The organism is Salmonella sp. 741265050_HSA, from assembly GCF_046569445.1.
In the GTDB taxonomy this organism is placed as follows: Bacteria; Pseudomonadota; Gammaproteobacteria; order Enterobacterales; family Enterobacteriaceae; genus Salmonella; species Salmonella enterica.
This window is the reverse complement of record NZ_JBKFSV010000003.1, coordinates 138,461-163,791: the sequence shown is the minus strand read 5'-3', so window position 1 is coordinate 163,791 and position 25,331 is coordinate 138,461. Positions and strand designations below refer to the sequence as shown.

General features: G+C 55.3%; 25 protein-coding genes. 15 read left to right on the top strand and 10 right to left on the bottom strand.

Annotation, left to right across the window (positions count from 1 at the left end; genetic code table 11):
* The 9 genes from ACLD4F_RS09100 (at position 1) to hypF (ending at position 8,808) form a co-directional block, all read left to right on the top strand.
* A complete protein-coding gene (locus ACLD4F_RS09100; RefSeq protein WP_000110562.1) occupies positions 1-924 on the top strand; it encodes a respiratory chain complex I subunit 1 family protein in 924 nt (307 codons plus the stop codon).
* Between the two features lie 17 nt (positions 925-941).
* Positions 942-2,651 carry a formate hydrogenlyase subunit HycE gene (gene hycE, locus ACLD4F_RS09095; RefSeq protein WP_001288155.1) on the top strand — a complete coding sequence of 570 codons (1,710 nt, stop codon included), beginning with the start codon at positions 942-944 and terminating at the stop codon, positions 2,649-2,651.
* Between the two features lie 9 nt (positions 2,652-2,660).
* Entirely contained in the window at positions 2,661-3,203 is a 543-nt protein-coding gene (hycF, locus tag ACLD4F_RS09090) for a formate hydrogenlyase subunit HycF (protein WP_000493773.1), read from the top strand.
* Positions 3,203-3,970, top strand: coding sequence for a formate hydrogenlyase subunit HycG (gene hycG, locus ACLD4F_RS09085; protein WP_000067419.1), 768 nt, complete (start codon positions 3,203-3,205; stop codon positions 3,968-3,970). The genes hycF and hycG overlap by 1 nt, the downstream gene beginning before the upstream one ends.
* A complete protein-coding gene (locus ACLD4F_RS09080) occupies positions 3,967-4,377 on the top strand; it encodes a formate hydrogenlyase maturation HycH family protein (RefSeq protein ID WP_000003725.1) in 411 nt (136 codons plus the stop codon). The genes hycG and ACLD4F_RS09080 overlap by 4 nt, the downstream gene beginning before the upstream one ends.
* A complete protein-coding gene (gene hycI / locus ACLD4F_RS09075) occupies positions 4,370-4,840 on the top strand; it encodes a hydrogenase maturation peptidase HycI (RefSeq protein WP_000132984.1) in 471 nt (156 codons plus the stop codon). Before ACLD4F_RS09080 ends, hycI begins: the two co-directional genes overlap by 8 nt.
* Positions 4,841-4,866: 26 nt before the next feature.
* Positions 4,867-5,676, top strand: a complete 810-nt coding sequence (locus ACLD4F_RS09070; RefSeq protein WP_078057679.1) for a hypothetical protein — start codon at positions 4,867-4,869, stop codon at positions 5,674-5,676.
* Positions 5,677-5,876: 200 nt separating this feature from the next.
* Positions 5,877-6,422 (top strand): electron transport protein HydN, encoded by a 546-nt coding sequence (gene hydN / locus ACLD4F_RS09065; protein WP_001078791.1) that lies wholly within the window; start codon positions 5,877-5,879, stop codon positions 6,420-6,422.
* Between the two features lie 145 nt (positions 6,423-6,567).
* Positions 6,568-8,808, top strand: coding sequence for a carbamoyltransferase HypF (gene hypF / locus ACLD4F_RS09060; protein ID WP_079943981.1), 2,241 nt, complete (start codon positions 6,568-6,570; stop codon positions 8,806-8,808).
* Between the two features lie 98 nt (positions 8,809-8,906).
* Here hypF and norW read toward each other — a convergent pair whose 3' ends face one another.
* Both norW and norV read right to left on the bottom strand, forming a co-directional pair.
* Positions 8,907-10,040 (bottom strand): NADH:flavorubredoxin reductase NorW, encoded by a 1,134-nt coding sequence (gene norW / locus ACLD4F_RS09055; protein ID WP_079943982.1) that lies wholly within the window; start codon positions 10,038-10,040, stop codon positions 8,907-8,909.
* Positions 10,037-11,476, bottom strand: coding sequence for an anaerobic nitric oxide reductase flavorubredoxin (norV, locus tag ACLD4F_RS09050; RefSeq protein ID WP_000026012.1), 1,440 nt, complete (start codon positions 11,474-11,476; stop codon positions 10,037-10,039). The genes norW and norV overlap by 4 nt, the downstream gene beginning before the upstream one ends.
* Positions 11,477-11,661: 185 nt before the next feature.
* Here norV and norR point away from each other — a divergent pair, with 185 nt between their 5' ends.
* Positions 11,662-13,182 (top strand): nitric oxide reductase transcriptional regulator NorR, encoded by a 1,521-nt coding sequence (norR, locus tag ACLD4F_RS09045; RefSeq protein ID WP_000010808.1) that lies wholly within the window; start codon positions 11,662-11,664, stop codon positions 13,180-13,182.
* On the opposite strand, the gene gutQ is transcribed toward norR, so the two are convergent.
* The 7 genes from gutQ to srlA all read right to left on the bottom strand — a co-directional run bounded on the left by gutQ (position 13,179) and on the right by srlA (position 18,240).
* Positions 13,179-14,144: an arabinose-5-phosphate isomerase GutQ gene (gene gutQ, locus ACLD4F_RS09040; protein ID WP_001278201.1), complete on the bottom strand. Its 966-nt coding sequence runs from the start codon at positions 14,142-14,144 to the stop codon at positions 13,179-13,181. The two genes, norR and gutQ, sit on opposite strands and share 4 nt — an antisense overlap.
* Positions 14,137-14,910 carry a glucitol operon DNA-binding transcriptional repressor SrlR gene (srlR, locus tag ACLD4F_RS09035; RefSeq protein ID WP_000804536.1) on the bottom strand — a complete coding sequence of 258 codons (774 nt, stop codon included), beginning with the start codon at positions 14,908-14,910 and terminating at the stop codon, positions 14,137-14,139. The genes gutQ and srlR overlap by 8 nt, the downstream gene beginning before the upstream one ends.
* 197 nt (positions 14,911-15,107) lie before the next feature.
* The gene (gene gutM / locus ACLD4F_RS09030; protein WP_000255198.1) at positions 15,108-15,467 is read right to left on the bottom strand and encodes a transcriptional regulator GutM; all 360 of its coding nucleotides are present in this window, start codon (positions 15,465-15,467) and stop codon (positions 15,108-15,110) included.
* A gap of 76 nt (positions 15,468-15,543) precedes the next feature.
* Positions 15,544-16,323 (bottom strand): sorbitol-6-phosphate dehydrogenase, encoded by a 780-nt coding sequence (gene srlD / locus ACLD4F_RS09025; protein WP_001077372.1) that lies wholly within the window; start codon positions 16,321-16,323, stop codon positions 15,544-15,546.
* Positions 16,324-16,334: 11 nt separating this feature from the next.
* A complete protein-coding gene (srlB, locus tag ACLD4F_RS09020; RefSeq protein WP_000111553.1) occupies positions 16,335-16,697 on the bottom strand; it encodes a PTS glucitol/sorbitol transporter subunit IIA in 363 nt (120 codons plus the stop codon).
* 11 nt (positions 16,698-16,708) lie between these two features.
* Positions 16,709-17,680, bottom strand: a complete 972-nt coding sequence (locus ACLD4F_RS09015) for a PTS glucitol/sorbitol transporter subunit IIB (protein ID WP_000199039.1) — start codon at positions 17,678-17,680, stop codon at positions 16,709-16,711.
* Complete coding sequence (gene srlA / locus ACLD4F_RS09010; protein WP_000573333.1) at positions 17,677-18,240, bottom strand: PTS glucitol/sorbitol transporter subunit IIC; 564 nt, start codon at positions 18,238-18,240, stop codon at positions 17,677-17,679. Before srlA ends, ACLD4F_RS09015 begins: the two co-directional genes overlap by 4 nt.
* Positions 18,241-18,492: 252 nt before the next feature.
* Between srlA and mltB the strand changes: the two genes are divergently transcribed.
* Positions 18,493-19,572: a lytic murein transglycosylase B gene (mltB, locus tag ACLD4F_RS09005; RefSeq protein ID WP_411010799.1), complete on the top strand. Its 1,080-nt coding sequence runs from the start codon at positions 18,493-18,495 to the stop codon at positions 19,570-19,572.
* A 37-nt stretch (positions 19,573-19,609) separates the two neighbouring features.
* Here the strand turns inward: mltB and ACLD4F_RS09000 are convergent, their stop codons facing one another.
* Entirely contained in the window at positions 19,610-19,855 is a 246-nt protein-coding gene (locus ACLD4F_RS09000) for a hypothetical protein (protein WP_001519391.1), read from the bottom strand.
* Between the two features lie 195 nt (positions 19,856-20,050).
* Here ACLD4F_RS09000 and pncC point away from each other — a divergent pair, with 195 nt between their 5' ends.
* The 4 genes from pncC (at position 20,051) to alaS (ending at position 25,177) form a co-directional block, all read left to right on the top strand.
* Positions 20,051-20,548, top strand: a complete 498-nt coding sequence (gene pncC / locus ACLD4F_RS08995) for a nicotinamide-nucleotide amidase (protein WP_010835022.1) — start codon at positions 20,051-20,053, stop codon at positions 20,546-20,548.
* An 84-nt stretch (positions 20,549-20,632) separates the two neighbouring features.
* A complete protein-coding gene (recA, locus tag ACLD4F_RS08990) occupies positions 20,633-21,694 on the top strand; it encodes a recombinase RecA (RefSeq protein WP_000963150.1) in 1,062 nt (353 codons plus the stop codon).
* A 116-nt stretch (positions 21,695-21,810) separates the two neighbouring features.
* Entirely contained in the window at positions 21,811-22,311 is a 501-nt protein-coding gene (recX, locus tag ACLD4F_RS08985; RefSeq protein WP_001294861.1) for a recombination regulator RecX, read from the top strand.
* Positions 22,312-22,546: 235 nt separating this feature from the next.
* Positions 22,547-25,177, top strand: coding sequence for an alanine--tRNA ligase (gene alaS / locus ACLD4F_RS08980; protein WP_000047228.1), 2,631 nt, complete (start codon positions 22,547-22,549; stop codon positions 25,175-25,177).
* Positions 25,178-25,331 lie beyond the last annotated feature (154 nt).

Below are 25,331 nucleotides of genomic sequence, written 5' to 3'. Positions count from 1 at the left end.
ATGAGTGTGTTTTATCCGTTAATTCAGGCGCTGGTGCTATTTGCCGTTGCGCCATTGCTGTCCGGTATTACTCGCGTGGCGCGCGCCCGTCTACACAATCGCCGAGGGCCGGGCGTGTTGCAGGAGTACCGCGACATTATCAAACTGCTCGGTCGTCAGAGTATTGCGCCCGCTGATTCTGGCTGGGTTTTTCGCCTGACGCCGTTTGTGATGGTCGGCGTGATGCTGACTATCGCCACCGCGCTGCCGGTCGTCACCGTTGGATCTCCGTTGCCGCAACTGGGTGATTTAATCACCCTGATTTACCTGTTCGCCATCGCCCGTTTCTTCTTCTCTATTGCAGGCCTGGATACCGGCAGTCCGTTCACCGCGATCGGCGCCAGCCGTGAAGCGATGCTCGGCGTGCTGGTGGAGCCGATTCTGCTGCTGGGTCTGTGGGTCGCCGCGCAGGTGGCGGGTTCAACTCATATCAGCAATATCGCTGATACCATTTATCACTGGCCTGTCGCGCGCAGTATTCCGCTGATTCTGGCGCTGTGCGCCTGCGCCTTCGCCACCTTTATCGAAATGGGCAAGCTGCCGTTCGACCTGGCGGAAGCGGAGCAGGAGTTGCAGGAAGGGCCGTTGACCGAATACAGCGGTAGCGGCTTTGCGGTGCTGAAATGGGGCATCAGCCTTAAGCAACTGGTGGTGCTGCAAATGTTCGTCGGCGTGTTTCTGCCGTGGGGACAGATGGAAACCTTCAGCGCAGGCGGACTGTTGCTGGCGCTGGTGATTGCCATCGTCAAGCTGATTGTCGGCGTACTGGTGATCGCCCTGTTTGAAAACAGCATGGCGCGACTGCGTTTTTGCGCCACTTCACGCGTGACCTGGGCCGGTTTTGGGTTTGCGTTTTTAGCCTTCGTCTCCTTGCTGGCGGCGTGATTTAAGAGAGTTTGAGCATGTCTGAAGAAAAATTAGGTCAACAATACCTTGCGGCGCTGCACCAGGCGTTTCCGGGCGTCGTGCTGGACGAAGCCTGGCAGACCAAAGATCAGCTGACTATTACGGTGAAAGTAAACTATCTGCCGGAAGTGGTGGAGTTTCTTTACTACCAGCAGGGTGGGTGGCTGTCGGTGCTGTTCGGTAATGACGAACGCCAGTTGTGCGGCCACTATGCCGTTTATTACGTACTGTCGATGGAGCAGGGCACGAAGTGCTGGATTACCGTTCGCGTTGAAGTGGATGCCAATAAGCTGGAATTCCCATCCGTTACGCCGCGCGTGCCGGCTGCCGTGTGGGGTGAGCGCGAAGTACGCGACATGTACGGTTTAATCCCGGTCGGTCTGCCGGACGAGCGCCGTCTGGTGCTGCCGGACGACTGGCCGGATGAACTCTATCCGCTGCGTAAAGACAGCATGGATTATCGTCAGCGCCCGGCGCCGACCACCGATGCGGAAACCTACGAGTTCATTAACGAGCTGGGTGACAAGAAAAATAACGTGGTGCCGATTGGCCCGCTGCATGTTACTTCCGATGAACCGGGCCACTTCCGTCTGTTCGTCGATGGCGAAAACATTATCGACGCCGACTACCGCCTGTTCTACGTCCACCGTGGTATGGAAAAACTGGCGGAAACCCGCATGGGTTATAACGAAGTCACCTTCCTGTCGGATCGCGTGTGTGGTATCTGCGGCTTCGCCCACAGCACCGCCTACACCACTTCCGTGGAAAACGCGATGGGCATTCAGGTGCCGGAACGTGCGCAGATGATCCGCGCTATTCTGCTGGAAGTGGAACGCCTGCACTCGCATCTGCTCAACCTTGGCCTGGCCTGTCACTTCACCGGCTTTGACTCCGGCTTTATGCAGTTCTTCCGCGTGCGTGAAACCTCCATGAAAATGGCAGAGATACTGACCGGGGCGCGCAAAACTTACGGACTGAACCTGATCGGCGGGATTCGCCGCGATCTGCTCAAAGAGGACATGATCCAGACCCGTCAACTGGCGCAGCAGATGCGTCGTGACGTGCAGGAGCTGGTGGACATGCTGCTGAGCACGCCGAATATGGAACAGCGTACCGTGGGTATCGGTCGTCTGGACCCGGAAATTGCCCGCGACTTCAGTAATGTCGGCCCGATGGTGCGCGCCAGCGGTCACGCCCGCGACACCCGCGCCGACCACCCGTTTGTCGGTTACGGTCTGCTGCCGATGGAAGTACATAGCGAGCAGGGCTGCGATGTGATTTCTCGTCTGAAAGTCCGTATCAACGAAGTTTACACCTCGCTGAATATGATCGATTTCGGTCTGGATAATCTACCGGGCGGCCCGCTGATGGTGGAAGGCTTTACCTATATTCCGCACCGTTTTGCGCTCGGCTTTGCCGAAGCGCCGCGTGGCGATGATATCCACTGGAGCATGACCGGCGACAACCAAAAGCTGTACCGCTGGCGCTGTCGTGCGGCGACCTACGCCAACTGGCCGACGCTGCGCTATATGCTGCGCGGCAACACCGTCTCCGATGCGCCGCTGATTATCGGCAGCCTCGACCCTTGCTACTCCTGTACCGACCGGATGACCGTGGTCGATGTGCGTAAGAAGAAGAGCAAAGTCGTGCCGTACAAAGAACTTGAGCGCTACAGCATTGAGCGTAAAAACTCGCCGCTGAAATAAGGAATCGCCATGTTTACCTTTATCAAAAAAGTTATCAAAACCGGCACGGCGACCTCGTCTTATCCGCTGGAGCCGATTGCGGTTGATAAAAACTTCCGCGGCAAGCCGGAACATAATCCGCAGCAGTGCATCGGCTGCGCCGCCTGCGTTAATGCCTGCCCGTCGAACGCGCTGACGGTGGAAACCTTACTGGCAACCAATGAGCTGGCGTGGCAGTTCAATCTTGGCCGCTGCATCTTCTGCGGTCGCTGCGAAGAAGTTTGCCCGACGGCGGCGATCAAACTGTCGCAAGAGTACGAACTGGCAGTGTGGAAGAAAGAAGATTTCCTGCAACAGTCCCGCTTTGCGCTGTGCAACTGCCGCGTGTGTAATCGTCCTTTCGCCGTACAGAAAGAGATTGACTACGCCATTGCGCTGCTTGCGCACAACGGCGACAGCCGCGCGGAAAACCACCGCGAAAGCTTTGAGACCTGCCCGGACTGTAAGCGTCAGAAATGCCTGGTGCCGTCCGACCGTATTGAACTGACTCGCCATATGAAAGAGGTCAGCTAATGAGCAATTTATTAGGCCCGCGTGACGCCAACGGCATTCCGGTACCGATGACGGTGGATGAATCCATCGCCAGCATGAAAGCGTCTCTACTGAAAAATATTAAGCGTTCGGCATACGTTTACCGCGTGGACTGCGGCGGCTGTAACGGCTGTGAAATCGAAATCTTTGCGACGCTGTCGCCGCTGTTTGATGCCGAGCGTTTCGGTATCAAAGTGGTACCGTCGCCGCGTCATGCCGATATTCTGCTGTTTACCGGCGCGGTGACCCGCGCCATGCGCTCTCCGGCGCTGCGCGCCTGGCAGTCGGCGCCGGACCCGAAAATTTGTATCTCTTACGGTGCCTGCGGCAACAGCGGCGGTATCTTCCACGATCTCTACTGCGTCTGGGGCGGTACCGACAAAATCGTCCCGGTGGATGTGTATATTCCAGGCTGCCCGCCAACGCCTGCGGCGACGCTGTACGGATTTGCAATGGCGCTTGGCCTGCTGGAGCAGAAAATCCACGCCCGTGCGCCGGGTGAGCTGGACGATCAGCCCGCAGAGATCCTGCATCCGGATATGGTGCAGCCGCTGCGCGTGAAGGTGGATCGCGCGGCGCGCCGGCTGGCGGGCTATCGCTATGGTCGTCAGATCGCCGATGATTACCTGACACAGTTGGGGCAGGGCGAGCAGCAAGTGGCGCGTTGGCTGGAAGCGGAAAACGATCCGCGTTTAACCGAAATTGTCACCCATCTCAATCATGTTGTTGAAGAGGCGCGTATCCGATGAGCGAACAGGTGGTGTTCAGTCAACTGAGCCGTAAGTTTATTGATGAGAACGATGCGACGCCCGCCGAGGCGCAGCAGGTTGTCTATTACAGCCTGGCGATTGGTCACCACCTGGGGGTTATCGATTGTCTGGAGGCCGCGCTCACCTGCCCATGGGATGAGTATCTGGCGTGGATCGCCACCCTGGAAGCCGGTAGCGATGCCCGGCGTAAAATGGAAGGCGTGCCGAAGTATGGCGAGATCGTCATCGATTTCAACCATGTGCAAATGCTGGCGCGCGCGTTTGATGAGGCGCGCGCCGCGCAGACCCCGCAACAGCAAGAATGGAGCAAACTGATGCTCAGTATGTTGCATGACATTCATCAGGAAAGCGCCATCTACCTGATGGTGAGGAGGCTTCGTGACTGACGTTTTACTCTGTGTCGGCAACAGCATGATGGGCGACGACGGCGCAGGCCCGTTACTGGCGGAAATGTGTGCGGCGCAGCCGAAGGGCAACTGGGTTGTCATCGACGGCGGCAGCGCGCCGGAAAACGACATTGTGGCGATTCGCGAACTGCGCCCGCAGCGTCTGTTGATTGTCGACGCCACCGATATGGGACTTAATCCGGGCGAGATCCGCATCATCGATCCGGATGATATCGCCGAAATGTTTATGATGACCACCCACAATATGCCGCTCAACTACCTTATCGATCAGCTGAAAGAGGATGTCGGCGAGGTGATTTTTGTTGGTATCCAGCCGGATATCGTCGGGTTTTATTATCCGATGACTCAACCGATTAAGGACGCGGTAAATATCGTCTATCAGCGTCTGGAAGGCTGGCAGGGAAACGGCGGATTTGCCGCGCTGGAAGCGCCGGAGGCGTAAAATGCGCACATATTTAGGGAGAATTTGTGTTACCCGGCATAGGCGGTAAGAAGGACGTGAAGATTATCGTATGGAGCGGACTGCTATTTTTCTGCATCGCCGCGCGCGCACTGGCCACCGGTTTTGTCGGTTACCTGCCGATGAGCGACAGTGAATATGCGCAAAAGCGTGCGCTGAAGCCGCTGTTGACCCTGCCTTATTCTGTATCGCCCGACCAGACCTGGTATTTTCGCCAGGTCGGAGTCAGTGGCGTGACGCTACTGCCGGAGCCGAAAAAAGATAACGAATGGCGGATTAGCGGAAAAGACAGAGCCGGTAATTCATGGGTTGTCCCGGTGGGAATGCTGATTAATTTGGCGGGTAATGCGCAATTTTATCGTGCTGACCTCGATCGTAACGGCATTCAGGATCTGGTTATCTGGTTGGGCAATCCTGGGTTGGGCCTGGCGCCGAGCGCGCAATACATCATTTTCACCTTTCTCAAGAATGGCCGCCCCTGCGTCTTTGAACCGTGGGGGTTTTATACCGCCACCGATACTGGCGTCGATGATTTGCTTGATTTACAGGGCAATGGGCGCACGCAACTGTTGGATATGCAGTTTGACTCAGGCTACTGGATAACCAATTTATATCAGGTGAAGGACGCCCGCTGGCAGCGCGTACACGGCTGGTTTGGCCGGTTGAGTTATCCGGCGCTGACCCGTTTTAATCACTATCCTGGCCGTAAATTAATTATCAAACCTATTGCCGGAAGGAATCCGCAAACGGACGATCTTTCCCTTACGCAGCGCTGTTTAATACGCGGTAACGTATTGCCAGGCGTTAATCAGTATTGATGCCAGTTGCGGTGCAGAATCGGATGGCTATCACTGCAAATCTTGACCACCACTGGCGACATTACGTGTCATCGACACTTGTGACGATGACACGTAAATGCTCACGAAAATAGAAATAATATTCTTAAATAACAATGAAATAAAAATTGGCACGATTCGTGTATATATCGGCACATCATCTGTTATTGCTGGAGAATTTGATGAACCGTTTCATCATTGCAGACGCGAGTAAGTGCATTGGTTGCCGTACCTGTGAAGTGGCTTGCGTCGTATCCCATCAGGAAAATCAGGATTGCGCATCGCTGACCCCTGAAACCTTTTTACCTCGTATCCATGTCATCAAAGGCGTGAATGTTTCCACGGCAACGCTGTGTCGCCAGTGTGAAGACGCGCCGTGCGCCAACGTTTGCCCGAATGGCGCCATCAGCCGTGACAAAGGTTTTGTTCATGTGATGCAGGAACGCTGCATTGGCTGTAAAACTTGCGTAGTGGCATGTCCTTACGGCGCCATGGAAGTGGTGGTACGTCCGGTGGTTCGCAATAGCGGCGCGGGGCTGAACGTGCGTGCCGAAAAAGCCGAAGCCAACAAGTGCGATCTGTGTCACCACCGTGAAGCCGGTCCGGCCTGTATGGCCGCTTGCCCAACGCACGCCCTCATCTGCGTGGACCGCAATAAGCTTGAACAGCTAAGCGCGGAAAAACGCCGTCGTGCGGCGCTGGATTCAACGGCATCGCTGCTTTTCTGATTTCTGCGATTGCGCGTAGAATACGCCACAAAGCATTGCCGGATGGCGGCATCAATGCCTTATCCGGTCTACGGTCCGTGCGGTTGTAGGCCTGATAAGCGTCGCGCCATCAGGCATCCGGGTTCGATGATGGCGGGAAAATAAGATGGCGATAGACACACCTTCCGGCGTACAGCTACGCATTCGGGGCAAAGTACAGGGCGTCGGTTTTCGTCCTTTTGTCTGGCAGCTGGCGCAGCAGTTGCAATTACACGGCGACGTGTGTAATGACGGCGACGGCGTCGTCGTTCGGCTGCTGGAAGATCCGTCGCAATTTATTGCCGCGCTCTATCAGGATTGCCCGCCGCTGGCGCGCATTGACAGCGTTGAACACGCGTCGTTGGTATGGGAGCGCGCACCGACGGATTTCACCATTCGTCAGAGCGCAGGCGGTTCGATGAACACGCAAATCGTGCCGGATGCGGCGACCTGCCCGGCATGTCTTGCCGAGATGAATACCCCAGGCGAGCGGCGCTACCGTTATCCTTTCATCAATTGCACCCACTGCGGACCACGCTTCACCATTATTCGCGCTATGCCCTATGACCGGCCATTTACGGTGATGGCGGCGTTTCCCTTGTGTCCGGAATGCGACAGCGAATACCGGGATCCGTACGATCGCCGTTTTCATGCCCAGCCCGTTGCCTGTCCGTCATGCGGGCCGCATCTTGAGTGGCGGAGCCAACATGAACGAGCGGAAAAAGAGGCGGCTTTGCAGGCGGCGGTCGCCCAACTGAACGCCGGAGGCATTATTGCCGTTAAAGGGCTGGGTGGTTTTCATCTGGCCTGCGATGCGCGCAACGCTAACGCAGTGGCGATGCTGCGGGCGCGTAAACATCGTCCGGCGAAACCATTGGCGGTGATGTTGCCCACGGCGCAAACGCTGCCGACCGCGGCGCGTTCGCTGCTGACCACGCCAGCGGCCCCGATTGTACTGGTGGATAAGCAGTATGTACCTTCGCTGAGTGAGGGCATCGCGCCAGGACTTACGGAAGTGGGTGTGATGCTGCCAGCCAATCCATTGCAACATCTCTTGTTGCAGGCGCTCAATTACCCGCTGGTGATGACATCCGGCAACCTGAGCGGCAAACCGCCCGCCATCACCAACGAACAGGCGCTGGACGATTTACACGATATTGCCGATGGTTTTCTGTTGCACAATCGCGACATTGTACAGCGCATGGACGACTCTGTCGTGCGCGACAGCGGCGAAATGCTGCGTCGTTCGCGGGGATACGTGCCGGACGCGATTGCGTTGCCGCCCGGATTTCGCGATGTGCCGCCGATACTTTGTCTGGGCGCGGATCTGAAAAACACGTTCTGTCTGGTACGCGGCGAACAGGCGGTTGTCAGCCAACATTTAGGCGATCTCAGCGATGACGGTATCCAGGCGCAGTGGCGCGAGGCATTGCGTTTGATCCAGTCAATCTACGATTTTACGCCAGAGCGTATCGTCTGTGATGCGCATCCGGGCTATGTTTCCAGTCAGTGGGCCAGTGAGATGCGTCTGCCGACAGAGACGGTGTTACACCATCATGCCCATGCGGCGGCTTGCCTGGCCGAGCATGGTTGGCCGCTGGACGGCGGAGAGGTGATTGCCCTGACGGTAGACGGTATCGGCATGGGTAAGAATGGCGCGCTATGGGGCGGAGAATGTTTGCGGGTCAATTATCGCGAATGCGAACATTTAGGTGGTTTACCCGCCGTGGCGCTGCCGGGAGGCGATCTGGCTGCCAAACAGCCGTGGCGTAATCTGTTAGCGCAGTGCCTGCGCTTTGTGCCGGACTGGCAGGATTACCCGGAGACAGCGGGGCTGCAACAGCAAAACTGGAGTGTCCTGGCGCGTGCCATTGAGCGCGGCGTCAATGCCCCGTTGGCCTCTTCCTGCGGGAGGTTGTTTGACGCGGTGGCTGCCGCGCTTCGCTGCGCGCCAGCATCGCTTAGCTATGAGGGCGAGGCCGCCTGCGCGCTGGAGGCGCTGGCCTCTCAATGCGCTAACGTTGAGCATCCGGTAACGATGCCGCTTAACGGCGCTCAACTGGACGTCGCTGTTTTCTGGCGGCAATGGTTGAACTGGCAGGCCACGCCCGCGCAACGCGCCTGGGCTTTTCATGATGCGCTGGCGTGCGGGTTTGCCACGCTAATGCGCCAGCAGGCTACGGCGCGGGGGATAACCACTCTGGTCTTCAGCGGCGGGGTGATACACAACCGCTTACTGCGCGCGCGTCTTGCCTTTTATCTTTCTGATTTTAAATTGTTATTTCCGCAGCGGTTACCAGCGGGCGACGGCGGGCTGTCGTTTGGACAGGGCGTGATTGCCGCAGCGCGAGCATTAAGGGAAGTGTAGGGTGCCAGATGGCGGCTGCGCCTTATTCGGCCTGTAAACAGATGCTCACTCGTAGGCCGGATATAAGACGCGAAGCGGCGCCATCCGGCATCACAGGCTTATACGGACAACGTTTTCAGCAGTGCAAAGGCCTCTTTCATGCGGTCTTCACTCACCACAAAGGCGCGTAGCTGGCCTTCTCCACTCATGCCTTTGGCAATCATACCGTCAGATTCTGCGGTAATCTGCCAGCTTAAATCACGGCGCTGAGTTTCTCCCGCCAGATGCAGCGGCAGTTCCGGCGTTTTGACTTTGACCAGCATCGCCGGTAGCTTCAGCGGCGCGTTGCCGCCGAGCAGATTTTTCGCCAGGTACATCGCGCTTAACTGGATCGGTTGCAGGAAGGGCAGCACCTGACCGTTGATCTCCGCGCAGTCGCCGATCGCATAAATATCCGGGTGACTGGTCTGTAGATAGCTATCCACGCAGACGCCGCGGTTGACGGCTACCTCGGCGCGGCGCGCCAGAGCGGTTTCCGGGCGTAAGCCGGTGGCGGCAATCACCGCATCGACCTCAATACTATGCTGGCTTACCAGCGTAGCGCGGATACCGGCTTCGGTTTTCTCCAGTTTTTGCAACTGCGATTTCAGCAGCAGATGCACCCCCATATCGGTCAGGTGATGCTGTAAGCGACTGCTCACTTCTGGTGGCATCAGTGAGGCGAGAAGGCTGGCGGCGTTATCCATCAGCGTTACCGTTTTCCCGGCGTGGCAGAAATCCATCGCTAATTCACTGCCAATGAGACCGCCGCCGACAATCAGCACTCGCTGCGCGTCGCGCAGTTGTGTCTCACAGGCGCGGTACTCCTGCTGGCTATTCAAAGTAAGCATTAACTCACGTCCTGCAATCGGCGGCACAAAGGCTGTTGCCCCGGTCGCCAGTACCAGCTTGTCGTACTGCCACTGCTTATCCTGACTTTTCACCACATGGGCATCGGCATCAATGTCAGCAACCCAGGTATGCGGGAACAGTCGCAGATTAAACTGTTCAGCAAATTCCCCCGCTAACTGGCGGGTGAGATCATCGGCGCGCTGCGACTGGCTGATAACGTGGCTGAGATCGGGCTTGTTGTACTCATCCATGCTGTCCGCCGCAATCAGAGTTAACGGCACATGCGCATCTTGTTTACGAATATTTTTGACGAGCTGGCGGGCGGCGAAGCCCGACCCAATAATGATGATTCCCCGACTCATTTTGCCTCCGTCGCCAGTACGTCGAACACGTCTTTACCTAATGAACATTCCGGGCACAGGAAGTTATCTGGCACGTCGCTCCACGGCGTACCCGGCGCGACATCCTGCAACGGCTCGCCCAGCGCAGGGTCGTAAATCCACTGGCATACGCTGCATTGCATTTTGGGGCCGAGGTCTGCGGCGGCGCAGGTTGTGGTTTCTTCGACTGGCGCGGTTTTCTGTGTGGTTTCCGGCAGCGGAGCAAGCGCCCACTGACGCGCGATGTCGCGACCGTGCTGACGGCACAACTCCAGCGCATCCAGATCCGGACGCCATTTCGCTTTCAGACTCAGGGACATTTCAAAACCGGCATCCTGTAAGCGCGTGGACAGTCGATCCACAGCGCCGCCGCTCCAGCCATGAGAACCGAAGGCGCTGGCGCGTTTGTTGCGAAAGCGCAGGCCGGTCATCTCTTCCACCAGACCAGCGATTTTCGGCATCATCACGTTGTTCATGGTAGAAGTGCCGACCAGCACGCCTTTCGAACGGAAGACATTGGTCAGTATTTCATTTTTATCGCTGCGGGCGACGTTAAAGATTTTGACCGCCACGTTGGGGTCCACTTCGTTGATACCCTGTGCGATGGCATCCGCCATCATGCGAGTATTGTTCGACATGGTATCGTAGAAAATAGTGATACGATCTTCCTGATAATCTGCCGCCCATTTCAGATACAGCTCCACGATTTGCGTTGGGTTGTCGCGCCATACCACGCCGTGTGAGGTCGCAATCATATCCACCGGCAGGTTGAAGCCGAGGATTTCGGTAATTTTTGGCGTTACCAGACGGCTGAACGGCGTCAGGATATTGGCGTAGTAGCGCTGGCATTGTTCAAACAGTTCGGTTTGGTCCACTTCATCATTGAACAGGCGCTCGTCGCAGTAGTGCTGACCAAAGGCGTCGTTGCTGAATAACACCGCGTCGCCGGTCATATAGGTCATCATGCTGTCCGGCCAGTGCAGCATCGGCGTTTCCACGAAGATCAACTGCTTGCCGTTGCCGATATCCAGCGTATCGCCGGTTTTCACCACCTTAAAATTCCATTCCGGATGATGATGATGGCCGTTGATAGAATCAATGGCGTTGGCGGTACAGTAGATAGGCGTGTCCGGGATCTGCGCCATCAGTTCGGTCAGCGCGCCTGCATGGTCTTCTTCGGCATGGTTAATGATGATGTAGTCGATATCCGCGAGGTCGATTTCACTGCGCAGGTTTTGCACAAACTCACGGCTAAACTTATGATCGACGGTATCGATCAGCACATTCTTTTCTTCACGAATGAGATAGCTGTTATAGCTGCTGCCGCGCAGCGTTTTGTATTCAGTGCCGTGAAAATCACGTACTTCCCAGTCGCGTTGGCCAACCCAATGAATATTATTTTTAACCAGAATAGACATAACCACCTCAATTCATTCAACGTTTGCAAAAAGTTGTTTTGCTTATTGCAGGTAGTGTGCCAACTTTACATCTTATTGATTTATGTGAAATTATAATAATTTTGTATTTTTGGTATAGTCAAAAAGACTATAAATGATGCTGTCAATATGACACTATAGATTGTCAAAATGACAATGAGGTAACCATGAGTTTTTCCGTGGAGGTATTGGCGGGCATCGCCATTGAGTTACAACGCGGCATTGGGCATCAGGATCGTTTTCAGCGGCTGATTACTACGCTGCGTCAGGTGCTGGCGTGCGACGCCTCGGCGCTGCTGCGCTATGAATCACGACAATTTATTCCACTGGCGATTGATGGCCTGGCGCAGGACGTCCTCGGCAGACGTTTTACCCTGGAAGGGCATCCGCGCCTGGAAGCCATCGCCCGCGCGGGGGACGTGGTGCGTTTTCCGGCTGATAGCGATTTGCCCGATCCGTATGACGGGTTAATTCCCGGACAGGAAAGCCTGAAAGTCCACGCCTGTGTTGGTCTGCCGCTGTTTGCCGGACAGAACCTCATCGGTGCGCTGACCCTTGATGCTATGACGCCGGAGCAGTTCGAGGTATTTAGCGATGAAGAACTACGGCTTGTCGCCGCGCTGGCCGCCGGGGCATTGAGTAATGCGCTGTTAATTGAACAACTGGAAAGCCAGAACATGTTGCCGGGGTCGTCAGGCGTGTTTGAACCGATAAAAGAGACGCACATGATCGGCCTGTCGCCGGCGATGACGCAGTTGAAAAAAGAGATCGAGATTGTGGCGGGCTCCGATCTTAACGTGCTGATCGGCGGTGAAACGGGGACCGGTAAAGAGCTGGTGGCGAAAGCTATTCACCAGGGCTCCCCCAGAGCGGTCAATCCGCTGGTCTATCTCAACTGCGCCGCGCTGCCGGAAAGCGTGGCGGAGAGCGAGTTGTTTGGTCATGTAAAAGGGGCTTTTACCGGGGCTATCAGTAATCGTAGCGGTAAGTTCGAAATGGCGGATAACGGTACGCTGTTTCTGGATGAGATTGGCGAACTGTCGCTGGCGCTACAGGCCAAGCTACTTCGCGTGTTGCAGTATGGCGATATTCAGCGCGTCGGCGACGATCGTAGCCTGCGCGTGGATGTGCGGGTGTTGGCGGCAACCAACCGTGACCTGCGTGAAGAGGTGCTGGCAGGGCGTTTTCGCGCCGATCTGTTCCATCGCCTGAGCGTTTTCCCGCTCTTTGTGCCGCCGCTGCGCGAGCGCGGCGATGATGTGGTGCTGCTGGCGGGCTATTTTTGCGAGCAGTGCCGACTGCGGCTGGGGCTGTCCCGCGTGGTGCTGAGTCCCGACGCGCGCCGCCATTTGCTCAACTATGGCTGGCCGGGCAACGTCCGGGAGCTGGAACATGCCATTCACCGTGCGGTTGTACTGGCGAGAGCGACCCGGGCAGGGGATGAGGTGATACTGGAGGCACAGCATTTTGCCTTGTCAGAGGACGTTTTACCCGCGCCGCCTGCGGAAAGCTTTCTGGCGCTGCCGACTTGCCGCAATTTGCGCGAATCGACGGAGAACTTCCAGCGAGAGATGATTCGCCAGGCGCTGGCGCAAAATAATCATAACTGGGCGGCCAGCGCGCGGGCGCTGGAAACCGACGTCGCCAACCTGCATCGGCTGGCGAAGCGTCTGGGACTGAAGGATTAGATAATCCCCGCCTGGTAGAAATCCTGTAGGTTAATGGCGCCGGTGAGTTTGCCGTTTTCATCGACCACTGGCGCGGCGGTAATTTTGCGTTTCATCAGGAGCTCTTTGGCGTCAATGGCGCGGCTTTGCGCCTGGAGCGTAATACCGTTGGGCGTCATGGCTTCGCTTACCGGCGTGGTGAGCGCGCCGCCGCCCACCAGCCAACGACGCAGGTCGCCGTCGGTAAAGACGCCTTTCACAACATGTTGCTCATCGCAAACCGCCACCAGCCCCAGCCCGGTACGGCTAAGTTCCAGCATGGCATCCATCACGCTGGTGGCGAGCATCACCTGCGGTATTGCATCGCCCTGGCGCATCAGGTGATGCACATTATTGAGCAAACGCGCGCCCAGTGCGCCAGCCGGATGCGAACGGGCGAAATCTTCTTCGTTAAAACCGCGCGCCTGCATGACCGCCATCGCCAGCGCATCGCCCATCATCAGCGTATTGACGGTACTGGATGTCGGCGCCAGATGCATCGGGCAGGCTTCTCGCTCGACGGAAATATCCAGAACGGCTTTTGCCGCTCGCCCCAGCGGAGAGTGAAGTTTACCGGTCATCGCCAGCAGCGCGACGGATTTATCTTCCAGACGCGGGATGATGAGGTCGAGTTCTTTTGCGCCGCCGGAATAGGAGATAAATAACATCACGTCGCGGCTTTCAATCATCCCCAGATCGCCATGCAGTGCTTCCGCCGGATGAACAAAAAAAGCGGGAGTACCGGTACTGGCAAGCGTCGCGGCGATTTTTTTACCAATATGACCTGACTTGCCAATGCCGGAAACGATCACTTTGCCTTCACAGTGAATAATGATATTGGCGGCGCGGACAAAATCATCGCCCAGACGCTCCGGCAGACGGCTGGCTTCCTGTAGCTCCAGCATTAAGGTCTGACGGCCTGCGTTTAGTAGTGCATCACTCATTGCTTTCTCCGGTTATGATTACTTCAATCCCTTTTGCTTCCAGCGCCTGACGAAATGCCGGATCGATCCCCGCGTCCGTGATCAGTTTGTCGACGGTTTCCAGACTGCACACCACATTGGGGCTTTTACGACCAAATTTTGAGGAGTCCGCCATCAGAATCACCTCGCGTGCTGCATTGCACATTGCGTTACTGACGGTGTAAACCTCATTGAACGTGGTCACACCGACGTTCAGGTCAATACCGTCAGTTCCCATGAAAAGTTTATCAAAGCTGAATTGCTCAAAGGCGTTTTCCGCCAGTTGACCGTGAAACGACGCCGATTTTTTACGGAAGGTGCCGCCGGGCATCAGGATAGTTTGTTCGTTGTCCAGTTCCGATAGCGCGTTAACAATATGGAGGCTGTTGGTCATCACCGTGATGTTGCTAAAACGCGAAAGCAACGGCACCATCTGTAACACGGTACTTCCGGCGTCCAGAATAATGGAATCGCCATCATGGATATATTTCACAGCGGCTGCGGCTATCAGCGCTTTTTTGTGGGTGTTGATAAGCGTTTTGTGATCAATAGGCGGATCGGACTCTTCTTTATTCAACACCACGCCGCCATAGGTGCGGATGACGGTTCCGGCATTTTCCAGAATGACCAGATCTTTACGGATAGTGGTGCCTGTCGTGTCAAAGTACTGGGCCAGTTCTTCAACCGAGCATTTTCCCTGTTTTTGCAGGTGCTCCAGAATCGCGGCCTGACGCTGACGAGGTTTCATAGGCGTGATTACCCTGACTTATGTATTTACCCGTCATACTTCACGCTGCATGTGCGTTGGCTTTCCTCGCTCACCCCGGTCACGTACTGATGTACGCTCCTGGGATTCACTGCGTCGCCGCCTTCCTGCAACTCGAATTATTTAGGGTATTGGTTGCAAAATGATAATTTCGCAAGCTATACGCATTCACAACGAAATTACCCATGTTTCAGTTTAAGCGCCAATGATAGTGCATTCTGCGCGAGCGAATCATGGGGAAAGATCACATCAGGCTGTAATTCATGCAAATGTTTTCCTTGCATTGCGGCAATTTTAACCGGTCTGGCGAATACCGTAAGGCCTTTCATCAATAAAGTGTCCGTCACCCGCTGCTGTTCGTCCAGCGCCACGGCAACCACCACCCGGGGCTTAAAACGCCCGCCGGAGCGCCCGACGCCGACCCGCCCCTGTTGGCTAAGTTTATCGAAAGCTCGATTAAAGCGGGAAATCTGCCAGCCGCCCAGCGCCAGTTGCGCACACCAGGCGATAACGGCGACGGTAATCAGAGTGGAAACCATAATGTGCTCCTGTTGGTTTGCCTGATGGCGGCGTAACCGTCTTATCCGGCCTACGGCGCCATCCGGCAATTCACGGTCAGAACATCACTTGACCGCCGGTTACGTTGATCGACTGCCCGGTGCAATAAGACGCTTTCGGGCTGGCATAAAATAGCAGCATGTTCAGCACATCCTGATAATCACACCCGCGTTTGAGCGGTACCTTATCAATGTAATACTGTTCCACCTCGTCGGGCTTAATGCCCAGTTTAGTGGCGTATTGCGGCAGCAGTGACTGGAACATTGGCGATTTCAACAGGTTGCCGAGCATCAACGAGTGTACGGTAATGCCGTATTCCGCCAGATCCAGCGCCAGAGACTGGGTTAACCCCACGCCGCCGAATTTCGCCGCGCTGTAGCCGGAGTTGTGTTTACTGCCCACTTTGCCGGATTTAGAGTTAATCTGAATAATGCGCCCCTGAATGCCGTCGCGGATCATCAGGCGGGAAAACTCCCGGGCGCAGAGGAAATAGCCCACCAGATTCACCTGTAGCGAGCGGTCAAAATCGCCCAGCTGGAAATCGCTGATAAACGCCGCTTTGGCGATACCCGCGCTGTAAACCAGCAGATCGACGCGCCCGAAAATCTCGTCTACGCCGCGGGACAGCGCCAGCACGCTCTGCTCGCTGGTAGCGTCAGCGCCAAAACCGTACGCCATACCTTCGCCAAAATCGGCGTTAATTTCCTGGGCGACATTCGCGGCTTTATCGCTTTGAATATCAACGACCGCCACGCGGTATCCTTCTTCTGCAAGCCCACGGCAAAGGAATGCCCCCAGGGTCTGGCCTCCGCCAATGACAACGGCAACTTGATTCATGTTTTTTCTCCTTAAGCGACAAACGTCAAAATACAGCCCGGCGCGATATCGTCCGGTACAGGCCCCGCAACGTGCACGGTGCCGGGAAATTCCGCTTCACGCAGACCATCGAAGCGCAAAGTGATATGCCCCAGTTCACGCAGGTTTTGCTCGGCTACGCTGCCGACCGCCGTGACCGGATAGCAATGTTGGCCCAATTCACACCGCGCGCCAGGCTGCAGCGCGCCGGTCAGTTCGCCATGACAATGGATGAAGCAAAATTCTTCGATATCCGCCGGCGCGCCTTCCCGAAACGTAATCAGCATCTGTTCGCCGAGCGCCTCCTTCGCGCTCTGGCCGATACGGGTGATGGTGGTTTGATAAATCACGCTCATGTCTGAACCTCTTATTGATAGATAAAGCCGGAAACAAACCAGGCGATAAGTACCGTGGGCGCGCCAGTCAGGAAGCGTCCGACCAGCACAGAAGGTACGCCGACGCGAACGGTGTCTTGTTTCGCTTCCGCCAGTGACAGGCCGACCGGGATAAAGTCGCAGGCCGCCTGCGCGTTAATCGCGAACAGGGCGGGAAGCGCCAGATGCGGGGGGATATTGCCCAGGCCTATCTGAACGCCGATCAGGACGCCAATGACCTGAGCGATAACCGCGCCAGGGCCGAGAAAGGGCGACAGCAGCGGGAAAGAGCAGATCAATGCCAGCGTCACCAGCCCCAGTGGATGGCTGGCTAATGGCGCCAGGCCGTGGGCGATCCAGTCGCCAAGACCTGAGGCCATAATGATGCCGATCAGCGCCGAAACGAACGCCATAAACGGCAGGATTGTTTTCAGAACCGTATCAATGGTGTCGCGACCGGACTGGAACAGTACCGCCACGGCGGAGCCCATTCCCATACCGACTTTTGCCAGCAGCCCGTCGCTCTGCTCGGTGATTTTTTTGCTGGTGTCGTAGTCACGTCCTAATGTCGTTTTGGCAGGCTGGGGACTGGCAGGCGTTTCGCCGACAAGAGTAATGTTTTCTTCTTTTACGCCGGAGACATAAATATCCTCAACAATATACTGCGCCAGTGGGCCGGACTTACCCGTCGAGTGAATATTAATGGTTGGAATCCGGCGTTTCGGATAGATACCGCAGCGCAGCGTACCGCCACAGTCGATAATGGCCGCGCCGATCTCCGCTTCCGGCGGTTCGCCTTCTTTAAAGCCGTCCACCGCTTGCCAGCCTGTTAGTTGCGCCAGTTTGTCGACGATCGCCGGGCGCGTACCGGCTGTGATATAGACGATCTTTTTGCCTGGCGTAACGTCCAGCTCAAGCGGGCCACCCCAGCCGCCGGCGCCTTTCTCAATACGAACCCGTGTCATGATACCGCTCCTGTCAGATGTACTTTCTGCTCAAGTTGAATCCCCATTTTTTTCTCAAAAATAGCGGTGGTGAGATCGGTGACCCAACCGCGGAAGAAGTTCGTCACCAGACCTACCAGCAGATAGCTCACCGCGAGCGGGCCGAGAGGAAGCCCTAACGTGGTGAGTCCGCTGGCGATACCCAGATAAACAAACAGTTCGCCGGGATTGATATGCGGAAACAGACCGTTCATGGAGTGACAGCTATAGGAGGCCGCCGCGTAATAGCTCGGCTTGTACTTCTCCGGCATAAAGCGTCCCAGACTCAGGGTCATCGGATTACAAAAAACAAATGTCCCGATACACGGTAAAAGCAGGTAACGAGATAGCGGATTTCCGGCGCAACGTTGGGCAAAACGCTCAATACGCTGCTGGCCGATAAAATTGATGAGCGCATTCATGATAACCAGCAGGCTTATCAGTAGCGGAAGAATACCGGTCACCATACCGGTAAACACCTCTCCGCCTTTCTGGAATAACCCGATGAACCACTCCGCACCATGTGTAATGGTTTCGATCATTGTTCTCTCCTGTAGGGTTTTTAGTTTTCTTGCTAATTTCCTGTTCATTTTAATCATGTTGAAAGATTCAAAAGTGTTATTGTGATCGCAAAATAAAAGAAAAATATTTTAAGTTGAAAGTTTGTGGGGTGGGGGAGCAGATACAAACTGAAAAGAGGAGAAAGGTGATTTATTCTCTTGTGCCGCTTCCTTGTGCGGCGGGGGATGCTTTACCATACTTCTCCCTGGCTGAATTTGTTTAATGGATCTCTCATGTTCAAGCGTCGTTATGTAGCGTTACTTCCACTTTGCGTATTGCTTGCTGCCTGTAGCAGCACGCCAAAATCTTCCGAGACTCAAGCGACGACGGGCACGTCTTCCGGCGGCTTCCTGCTTGAGCCGCAGCATAACGTCATGCAAATGGGCGGCGACTTCGCCAACAACCCTAATGCGCAGCAGTTCATTGATAAAATGGTCAGTAAACACGGTTTCGACCGTCAGCAACTGCAGGAGATCCTCTCGCAGTCTAAAAGACTGGATTACGTCCTGCGTCTGATGGACAGACAAGCGCCGACCACTCAGCCGCCCGCTGGACCAAATGGCGCCTGGTTGCGCTACCGCAAACAATTTATTACGCCGGATAACGTGCAAAACGGCGTCGCGTTCTGGAATCAGTATGAAGACGCGCTGAACCGCGCCTGGCAGGTATACGGCGTACCGCCGGAAATCATCGTGGGCATCATCGGCGTGGAAACCCGCTGGGGACGTATCATGGGGAAAACGCGGATTCTGGACGCGCTGGCGACGCTGTCATTTAACTATCCGCGCCGGGCGGAATATTTCTCCGGCGAGCTGGAAACCTTCCTGCTCATGGCGCGCGATGAGCAAGACGATCCGCTCAATCTGAAAGGTTCCTTTGCCGGCGCGATGGGCTACGGCCAGTTTATGCCGTCTTCCTATAAAGAATATGCGGTCGATTTCAATGGCGATGGGCACATTAACTTGTGGGATCCGGTAGATGCCATCGGCAGTGTGGCGAACTACTTCAAGGCGCATGGTTGGGTGAAAGGCGATACGGTTGCGGTGCCAGCGAATGGTCAGGCGCCGGGACTGGCGAATGGTTTCAAAACAAAATACAGCCTCTCTCAGCTTGCCGCCGCAGGCTTAACGCCGCAGCAATTGTTGGGCAATCATCAGGAAGCCAGCCTGCTGCGTCTGGATATCGGTACGGGCTACCAGTACTGGTACGGCCTGCCGAACTTCTACACCATTACCCGATATAACCACAGCACGCATTATGCGATGGCGGTTTGGCAACTGGGCCAGGCGGTAGCGCTGGCGCGGGTGCGCTAATTTACGCTTAGGGAGGGGAGCACCCCCTCCGCTATTATTATGGCTTTTTGGGCTGATTCTCTGCCTGCAAGTGGGATATCTTCTTTGATAGTGCCAGACTATATCCCAGACATCCCAGGCCTAAGATAATTTGACCGCCGTCATACGGTTCAAAATAGCCTGACGACAATATATTCAGTACTCCCATTCCTAATGAACATACTCCACCCACAATTAACCACAGCCGTAGTTGACAGGTTTGTTTCAGTTTGTGCTGTGTGCTTTCCGTTTTTTTGAGTGACATCCTTGCTTTCTCTCCGTGCGTGTAAATTTAGCGACATGGTACTGCTATTTAGTCATGTGCTACCTCATTTCATTCTGCATAAATAACCTGCTGGCATTTTTTCGGAATCCGACTCGTAAAATCGACTGCTCGTCCCCATCTCTGGTGAGAAAGTGCTATCTTGTGCGGCAGGATTTCTAACTGACAGAGGTCATGATGACTGACAGTGAACTGATGCGGCTTAGCGAGCAGGTCGGGCTGGCGTTAAAAGCGCGCGGGGCGACCGTAACGACAGCAGAGTCCTGTACCGGCGGCTGGCTGGCGAAAGCCATTACCGACACCGCCGGAAGCTCCGCCTGGTTTGAACGCGGCTTTGTCACCTATAGTAATGAAGCCAAAGCGCAGATGATTGGCGTGCGTGAAGAGACTCTGGCGCAGCATGGCGCGGTCAGCGAACCCGTAGTGGTCGAAATGGCGATCGGGGCGCTGAAGGCCGCTCGCGCCGATTTTGCTGTCGCTATTAGCGGGATTGCCGGGCCGGATGGCGGCAGTGAAGAAAAGCCGGTTGGTACGGTGTGGTTTGCTTTCGCCAGCGTCAGTGGAGAAGGGATTACGCGTCGGGAATGCTTCAGCGGCGACCGTGAATCGGTGCGTCGACAGGCGACGACGTACGCGCTACAAACCCTGTGGCAACAATTTCTACAAAACACTTGATACTGTATGAGCATACAGTATAATTGCTTCAACAGTACGAATTCACTATCCGGTTCAATACCAAGTTGCATGACAGGAGTAATAATGGCTATCGACGAAAACAAACAGAAAGCGTTGGCGGCAGCACTGGGCCAAATTGAAAAGCAATTTGGTAAAGGCTCCATCATGCGTCTGGGTGAAGACCGTTCTATGGATGTGGAAACTATCTCCACCGGTTCGCTTTCACTGGACATCGCACTCGGTGCGGGCGGTCTGCCGATGGGGCGTATCGTCGAAATTTACGGGCCGGAATCTTCCGGTAAAACGACCCTGACGCTACAGGTGATTGCCGCTGCGCAGCGTGAAGGTAAAACCTGTGCGTTTATCGATGCGGAACACGCGCTTGACCCTGTTTACGCACGCAAGCTGGGCGTCGATATCGATAACCTGCTCTGCTCTCAGCCGGATACCGGCGAGCAGGCGCTGGAAATCTGTGACGCGCTGGCGCGTTCAGGCGCGGTGGACGTCATTGTGGTCGACTCCGTAGCGGCGCTAACGCCGAAAGCGGAAATCGAAGGCGAAATCGGCGACTCTCACATGGGCCTCGCGGCGCGTATGATGAGCCAGGCGATGCGTAAGCTGGCGGGGAACCTGAAACAGTCCAACACGCTGTTGATTTTCATCAACCAGATCCGTATGAAGATTGGCGTGATGTTCGGTAACCCGGAAACCACCACCGGCGGTAACGCGCTGAAATTCTACGCCTCTGTTCGTCTTGATATCCGTCGTATTGGCGCGGTGAAAGAGGGCGATAATGTCGTGGGTAGCGAAACGCGTGTGAAAGTGGTGAAAAACAAAATCGCCGCGCCGTTTAAGCAGGCCGAGTTCCAGATCCTCTACGGTGAAGGCATCAACTTCTATGGCGAACTGGTTGACCTGGGCGTGAAAGAGAAGCTGATCGAGAAAGCGGGCGCATGGTACAGCTACAACGGCGAGAAGATTGGCCAGGGTAAAGCGAACGCGACTACCTGGCTGAAAGAGAACCCGGCGACAGCGAAAGAGATCGAGAAAAGGGTTCGTGAATTACTGTTGAGTAATCAGAATGCCACGCCCGATTTCGCCGTTGACGATAGCGAAGGCGTTGCAGAAACCAACGAAGATTTTTAATCATCAGGTGATGGTGGGTCGGGCAAAACGAAGCCGCCATTCAGCAAAACGTTAAATTACCATAAAGGGCTGCATTTATGCGGCCCTTTTGGCATTTCTCCCTGTTAAGGTTTTTTATGAGTGAACCCACATCGCGCCGTCCCGCTTATGCTCGTCTCCTTGATCGTGCGGTACGTATTCTTGCTGTCCGCGATCACAGCGAGCAGGAATTACGGCGTAAACTCTCCGCGCCGGTGATGGGCAAAAATGGGCCGGAAGAGATTGATGCGACGGCAGACGATTATGAACGCGTGATCGCCTGGTGCCACGAACATCACTATCTTGATGACGAGCGCTTCGTGATGCGCTTTATCGCCAGTCGTAGCCGCAAAGGCTATGGCCCGGCGCGTATTCGCCAGGAGTTGAATCAGAAAGGCATTTCCCGTGAATCGACTGAAAAAGCGATGCGAGAATGTGAAATTGACTGGAGTGAAATGGCACATGAACAGGCCGTTCGCAAATATGGCGAGCCGCTCCCTTCAAACTTTTCAGAAAAGGTTAAGGTACAGCGCTTTTTGCTCTATCGCGGGTATCTGATGGACGATATCCAGCAAATATGGCGAAATTTTGCAGATTGAGCGCATACGGGATTTTACTTCCCGGTAAAGAAAACTTATCTTATTCCCACTTTTTCCGTCTGGACGCGGGTTGCTTAACGGCGAACAGCGTCTGCGACGAATATTCCTTAAATACACAAAATCATTCAAGCCGCATCAAAGCGGCAAGTGAGCCTCGGGAACGCGTGACCGGGAAACTCGCAGCCAACGCAGAGGCGGCCTGAAGGATGAAGTGTAGCTTGATTTCAGGATAATTATGAGCAAGAGCACCGCTGAGATCCGTCAGGCGTTTCTCGACTTTTTCCATAGTAAAGGGCATCAGGTAGTTGCCAGCAGTTCCCTGGTGCCTAACAATGACCCCACTCTGTTGTTTACCAATGCCGGGATGAACCAGTTCAAGGATGTTTTCCTTGGGCTCGATAAACGTAATTATTCCCGTGCAACCACTTCCCAGCGTTGCGTACGCGCGGGGGGTAAACACAACGATCTGGAAAACGTCGGATACACTGCACGTCACCATACTTTCTTCGAAATGCTGGGCAACTTCAGCTTCGGCGATTACTTCAAACACGACGCCATTCAGTTCGCATGGGAATTACTGACCGGTGAAAACTGGTTTGCTCTGCCAAAAGAGCGTTTATGGGTCACCGTTTATGAAACCGACGACGAAGCCTATGAGATCTGGGAAAAAGAAGTCGGCATCCCGCGCGAGCGTATTATCCGCATCGGCGACAATAAAGGCGCGCCATACGCATCGGATAACTTCTGGCAGATGGGCGACACCGGTCCCTGCGGTCCGTGCACCGAAATCTTCTACGATCATGGCGACCACATCTGGGGCGGCCCTCCGGGAAGCCCGGAAGAAGACGGCGATCGCTATATTGAGATCTGGAACATCGTCTTTATGCAGTTCAACCGTCAGGCTGACGGGACTATGGAACCATTGCCGAAACCGTCTGTAGATACCGGTATGGGGCTGGAGCGTATTGCCGCGGTACTGCAACACGTTAACTCTAACTATGACATCGACCTGTTCCGCACGTTGATTGAAGCGGTAGCGAAAGTCACCGGCGCCACCGATCTGGGTAATAAATCGCTGCGCGTTATCGCCGACCACATCCGTTCTTGCGCATTCCTGGTTGCCGATGGCGTGCTGCCGTCGAATGAAAACCGTGGCTATGTGCTGCGTCGCATTATTCGTCGCGCGGTTCGTCACGGCAACATGCTGGGCGCGAAAGAGACCTTCTTCTACAAGCTGGTTGGGCCGCTGATTGAGGTAATGGGCTCCGCAGGCGAAGAGTTGAAACGTCAGCAGGCGCAGGTCGAGCAGGTTCTGAAAACGGAAGAAGAGCAGTTCGCCCGTACGCTGGAGCGCGGTCTGGCGCTGCTGGATGAAGAACTGGCGAAATTGCAGGGCGACACCCTGGACGGCGAAACAGCTTTCCGTCTGTATGATACTTATGGTTTCCCGGTCGATCTAACGGCGGACGTCTGCCGTGAGCGCAACATCAAAGTCGATGAAGCCGGTTTTGAAGCCGCTATGGAAGAGCAACGCCGTCGTGCGCGCGAAGCTAGCGGTTTTGGCGCGGACTACAACGCGATGATCCGCGTTGATAGCGCTTCTGAATTTAAAGGTTATGACCATCTGGAACTGAACGGCAAAGTGACTGCGCTGTTTGTCGATGGTAAAGCGGTTGAAGCGATTAACGCGGGACAGGAAGCGGTTGTCGTGCTGGATCAGACCCCATTCTATGCGGAATCAGGCGGTCAGGTTGGCGATAAAGGCGAGCTGAAAGGCGCTGGATTTACTTTCGCTGTGGACGACACGCAAAAATATGGTCAGGCGATTGGTCACCTCGGCAAATTGTCTGCGGGCGCTCTGAAAGTGGGCGATGCGGTACAGGCTGACGTAGATGAAGCGCGCCGCGCACGTATCCGCCTGAACCACTCCGCCACGCACCTGATGCACGCGGCGTTGCGCCAGGTGCTTGGGACACACGTTGCGCAGAAAGGTTCGCTGGTTAGCGATAAAGTGCTGCGCTTCGACTTCTCGCACAATGAAGCGATGAAGCCGTCGGAGATTCGTCAGGTTGAAGATTTGGTGAATGCGCAAATTCGCCGCAACCTGCCGATTGAAACGAACATCATGGATCTCGACGCGGCGAAGGCGAAAGGGGCTATGGCGCTGTTTGGCGAGAAATACGACGAACGTGTACGCGTTCTGAGCATGGGCGATTTCTCTACCGAACTGTGCGGCGGTACTCACGCCAGTCGTACCGGTGATATCGGTCTATTCCGTATTATCTCTGAGTCCGGCACCGCAGCGGGCATTCGTCGTATTGAGGCGGTAACCGGTGAAGGCGCTATGGCCACCGTTCATGCGCAAAGCGATCGCTTAAACGATATTGCGCATCTGCTGAAGGGCGACAGCCAGAATCTGGGCGACAAAGTGCGCGCCGTGCTGGAACGTACACGTCAGCTGGAAAAAGAGTTGCAGCAGTTGAAGGACCAGGCCGCAGCGCAGGAGAGTGCAAATCTTTCCAGTAAAGCGGTCGATCTCAACGGCGTGAAGCTCCTGGTCAGCGAGCTTGCTGGTATTGAGCCGAAAATGCTGCGAACCATGGTTGATGATCTGAAAAATCAACTGGGGTCTACCGTTATCGTACTGGCAACGGTTGTTGAAGGTAAGGTTTCTCTGATTGCGGGCGTGTCGAAGGATGTGACCGACCGGGTTAAAGCAGGGGAATTGATTGGTATGGTCGCTCAGCAGGTGGGCGGTAAGGGTGGCGGTCGTCCGGACATGGCGCAAGCCGGTGGTACGGATGCGGCAGCTCTGCCTGCAGCGTTAGCCAGTGTACAAGGCTGGGTCAGCGCAAAATTGCAATAATTATAAGCGTTCGTTGGCGCCGCAGCCCATGCTGCGGCGTTTACTTCAACGCTATCGACAACGATAAAGTCAGGTTGAAGTTTTGTATATCGGCTAAACTTAGGTTTAACAGAATGTAATGCCATGACTGCTTACACCTAAGGTGTTTGTCATC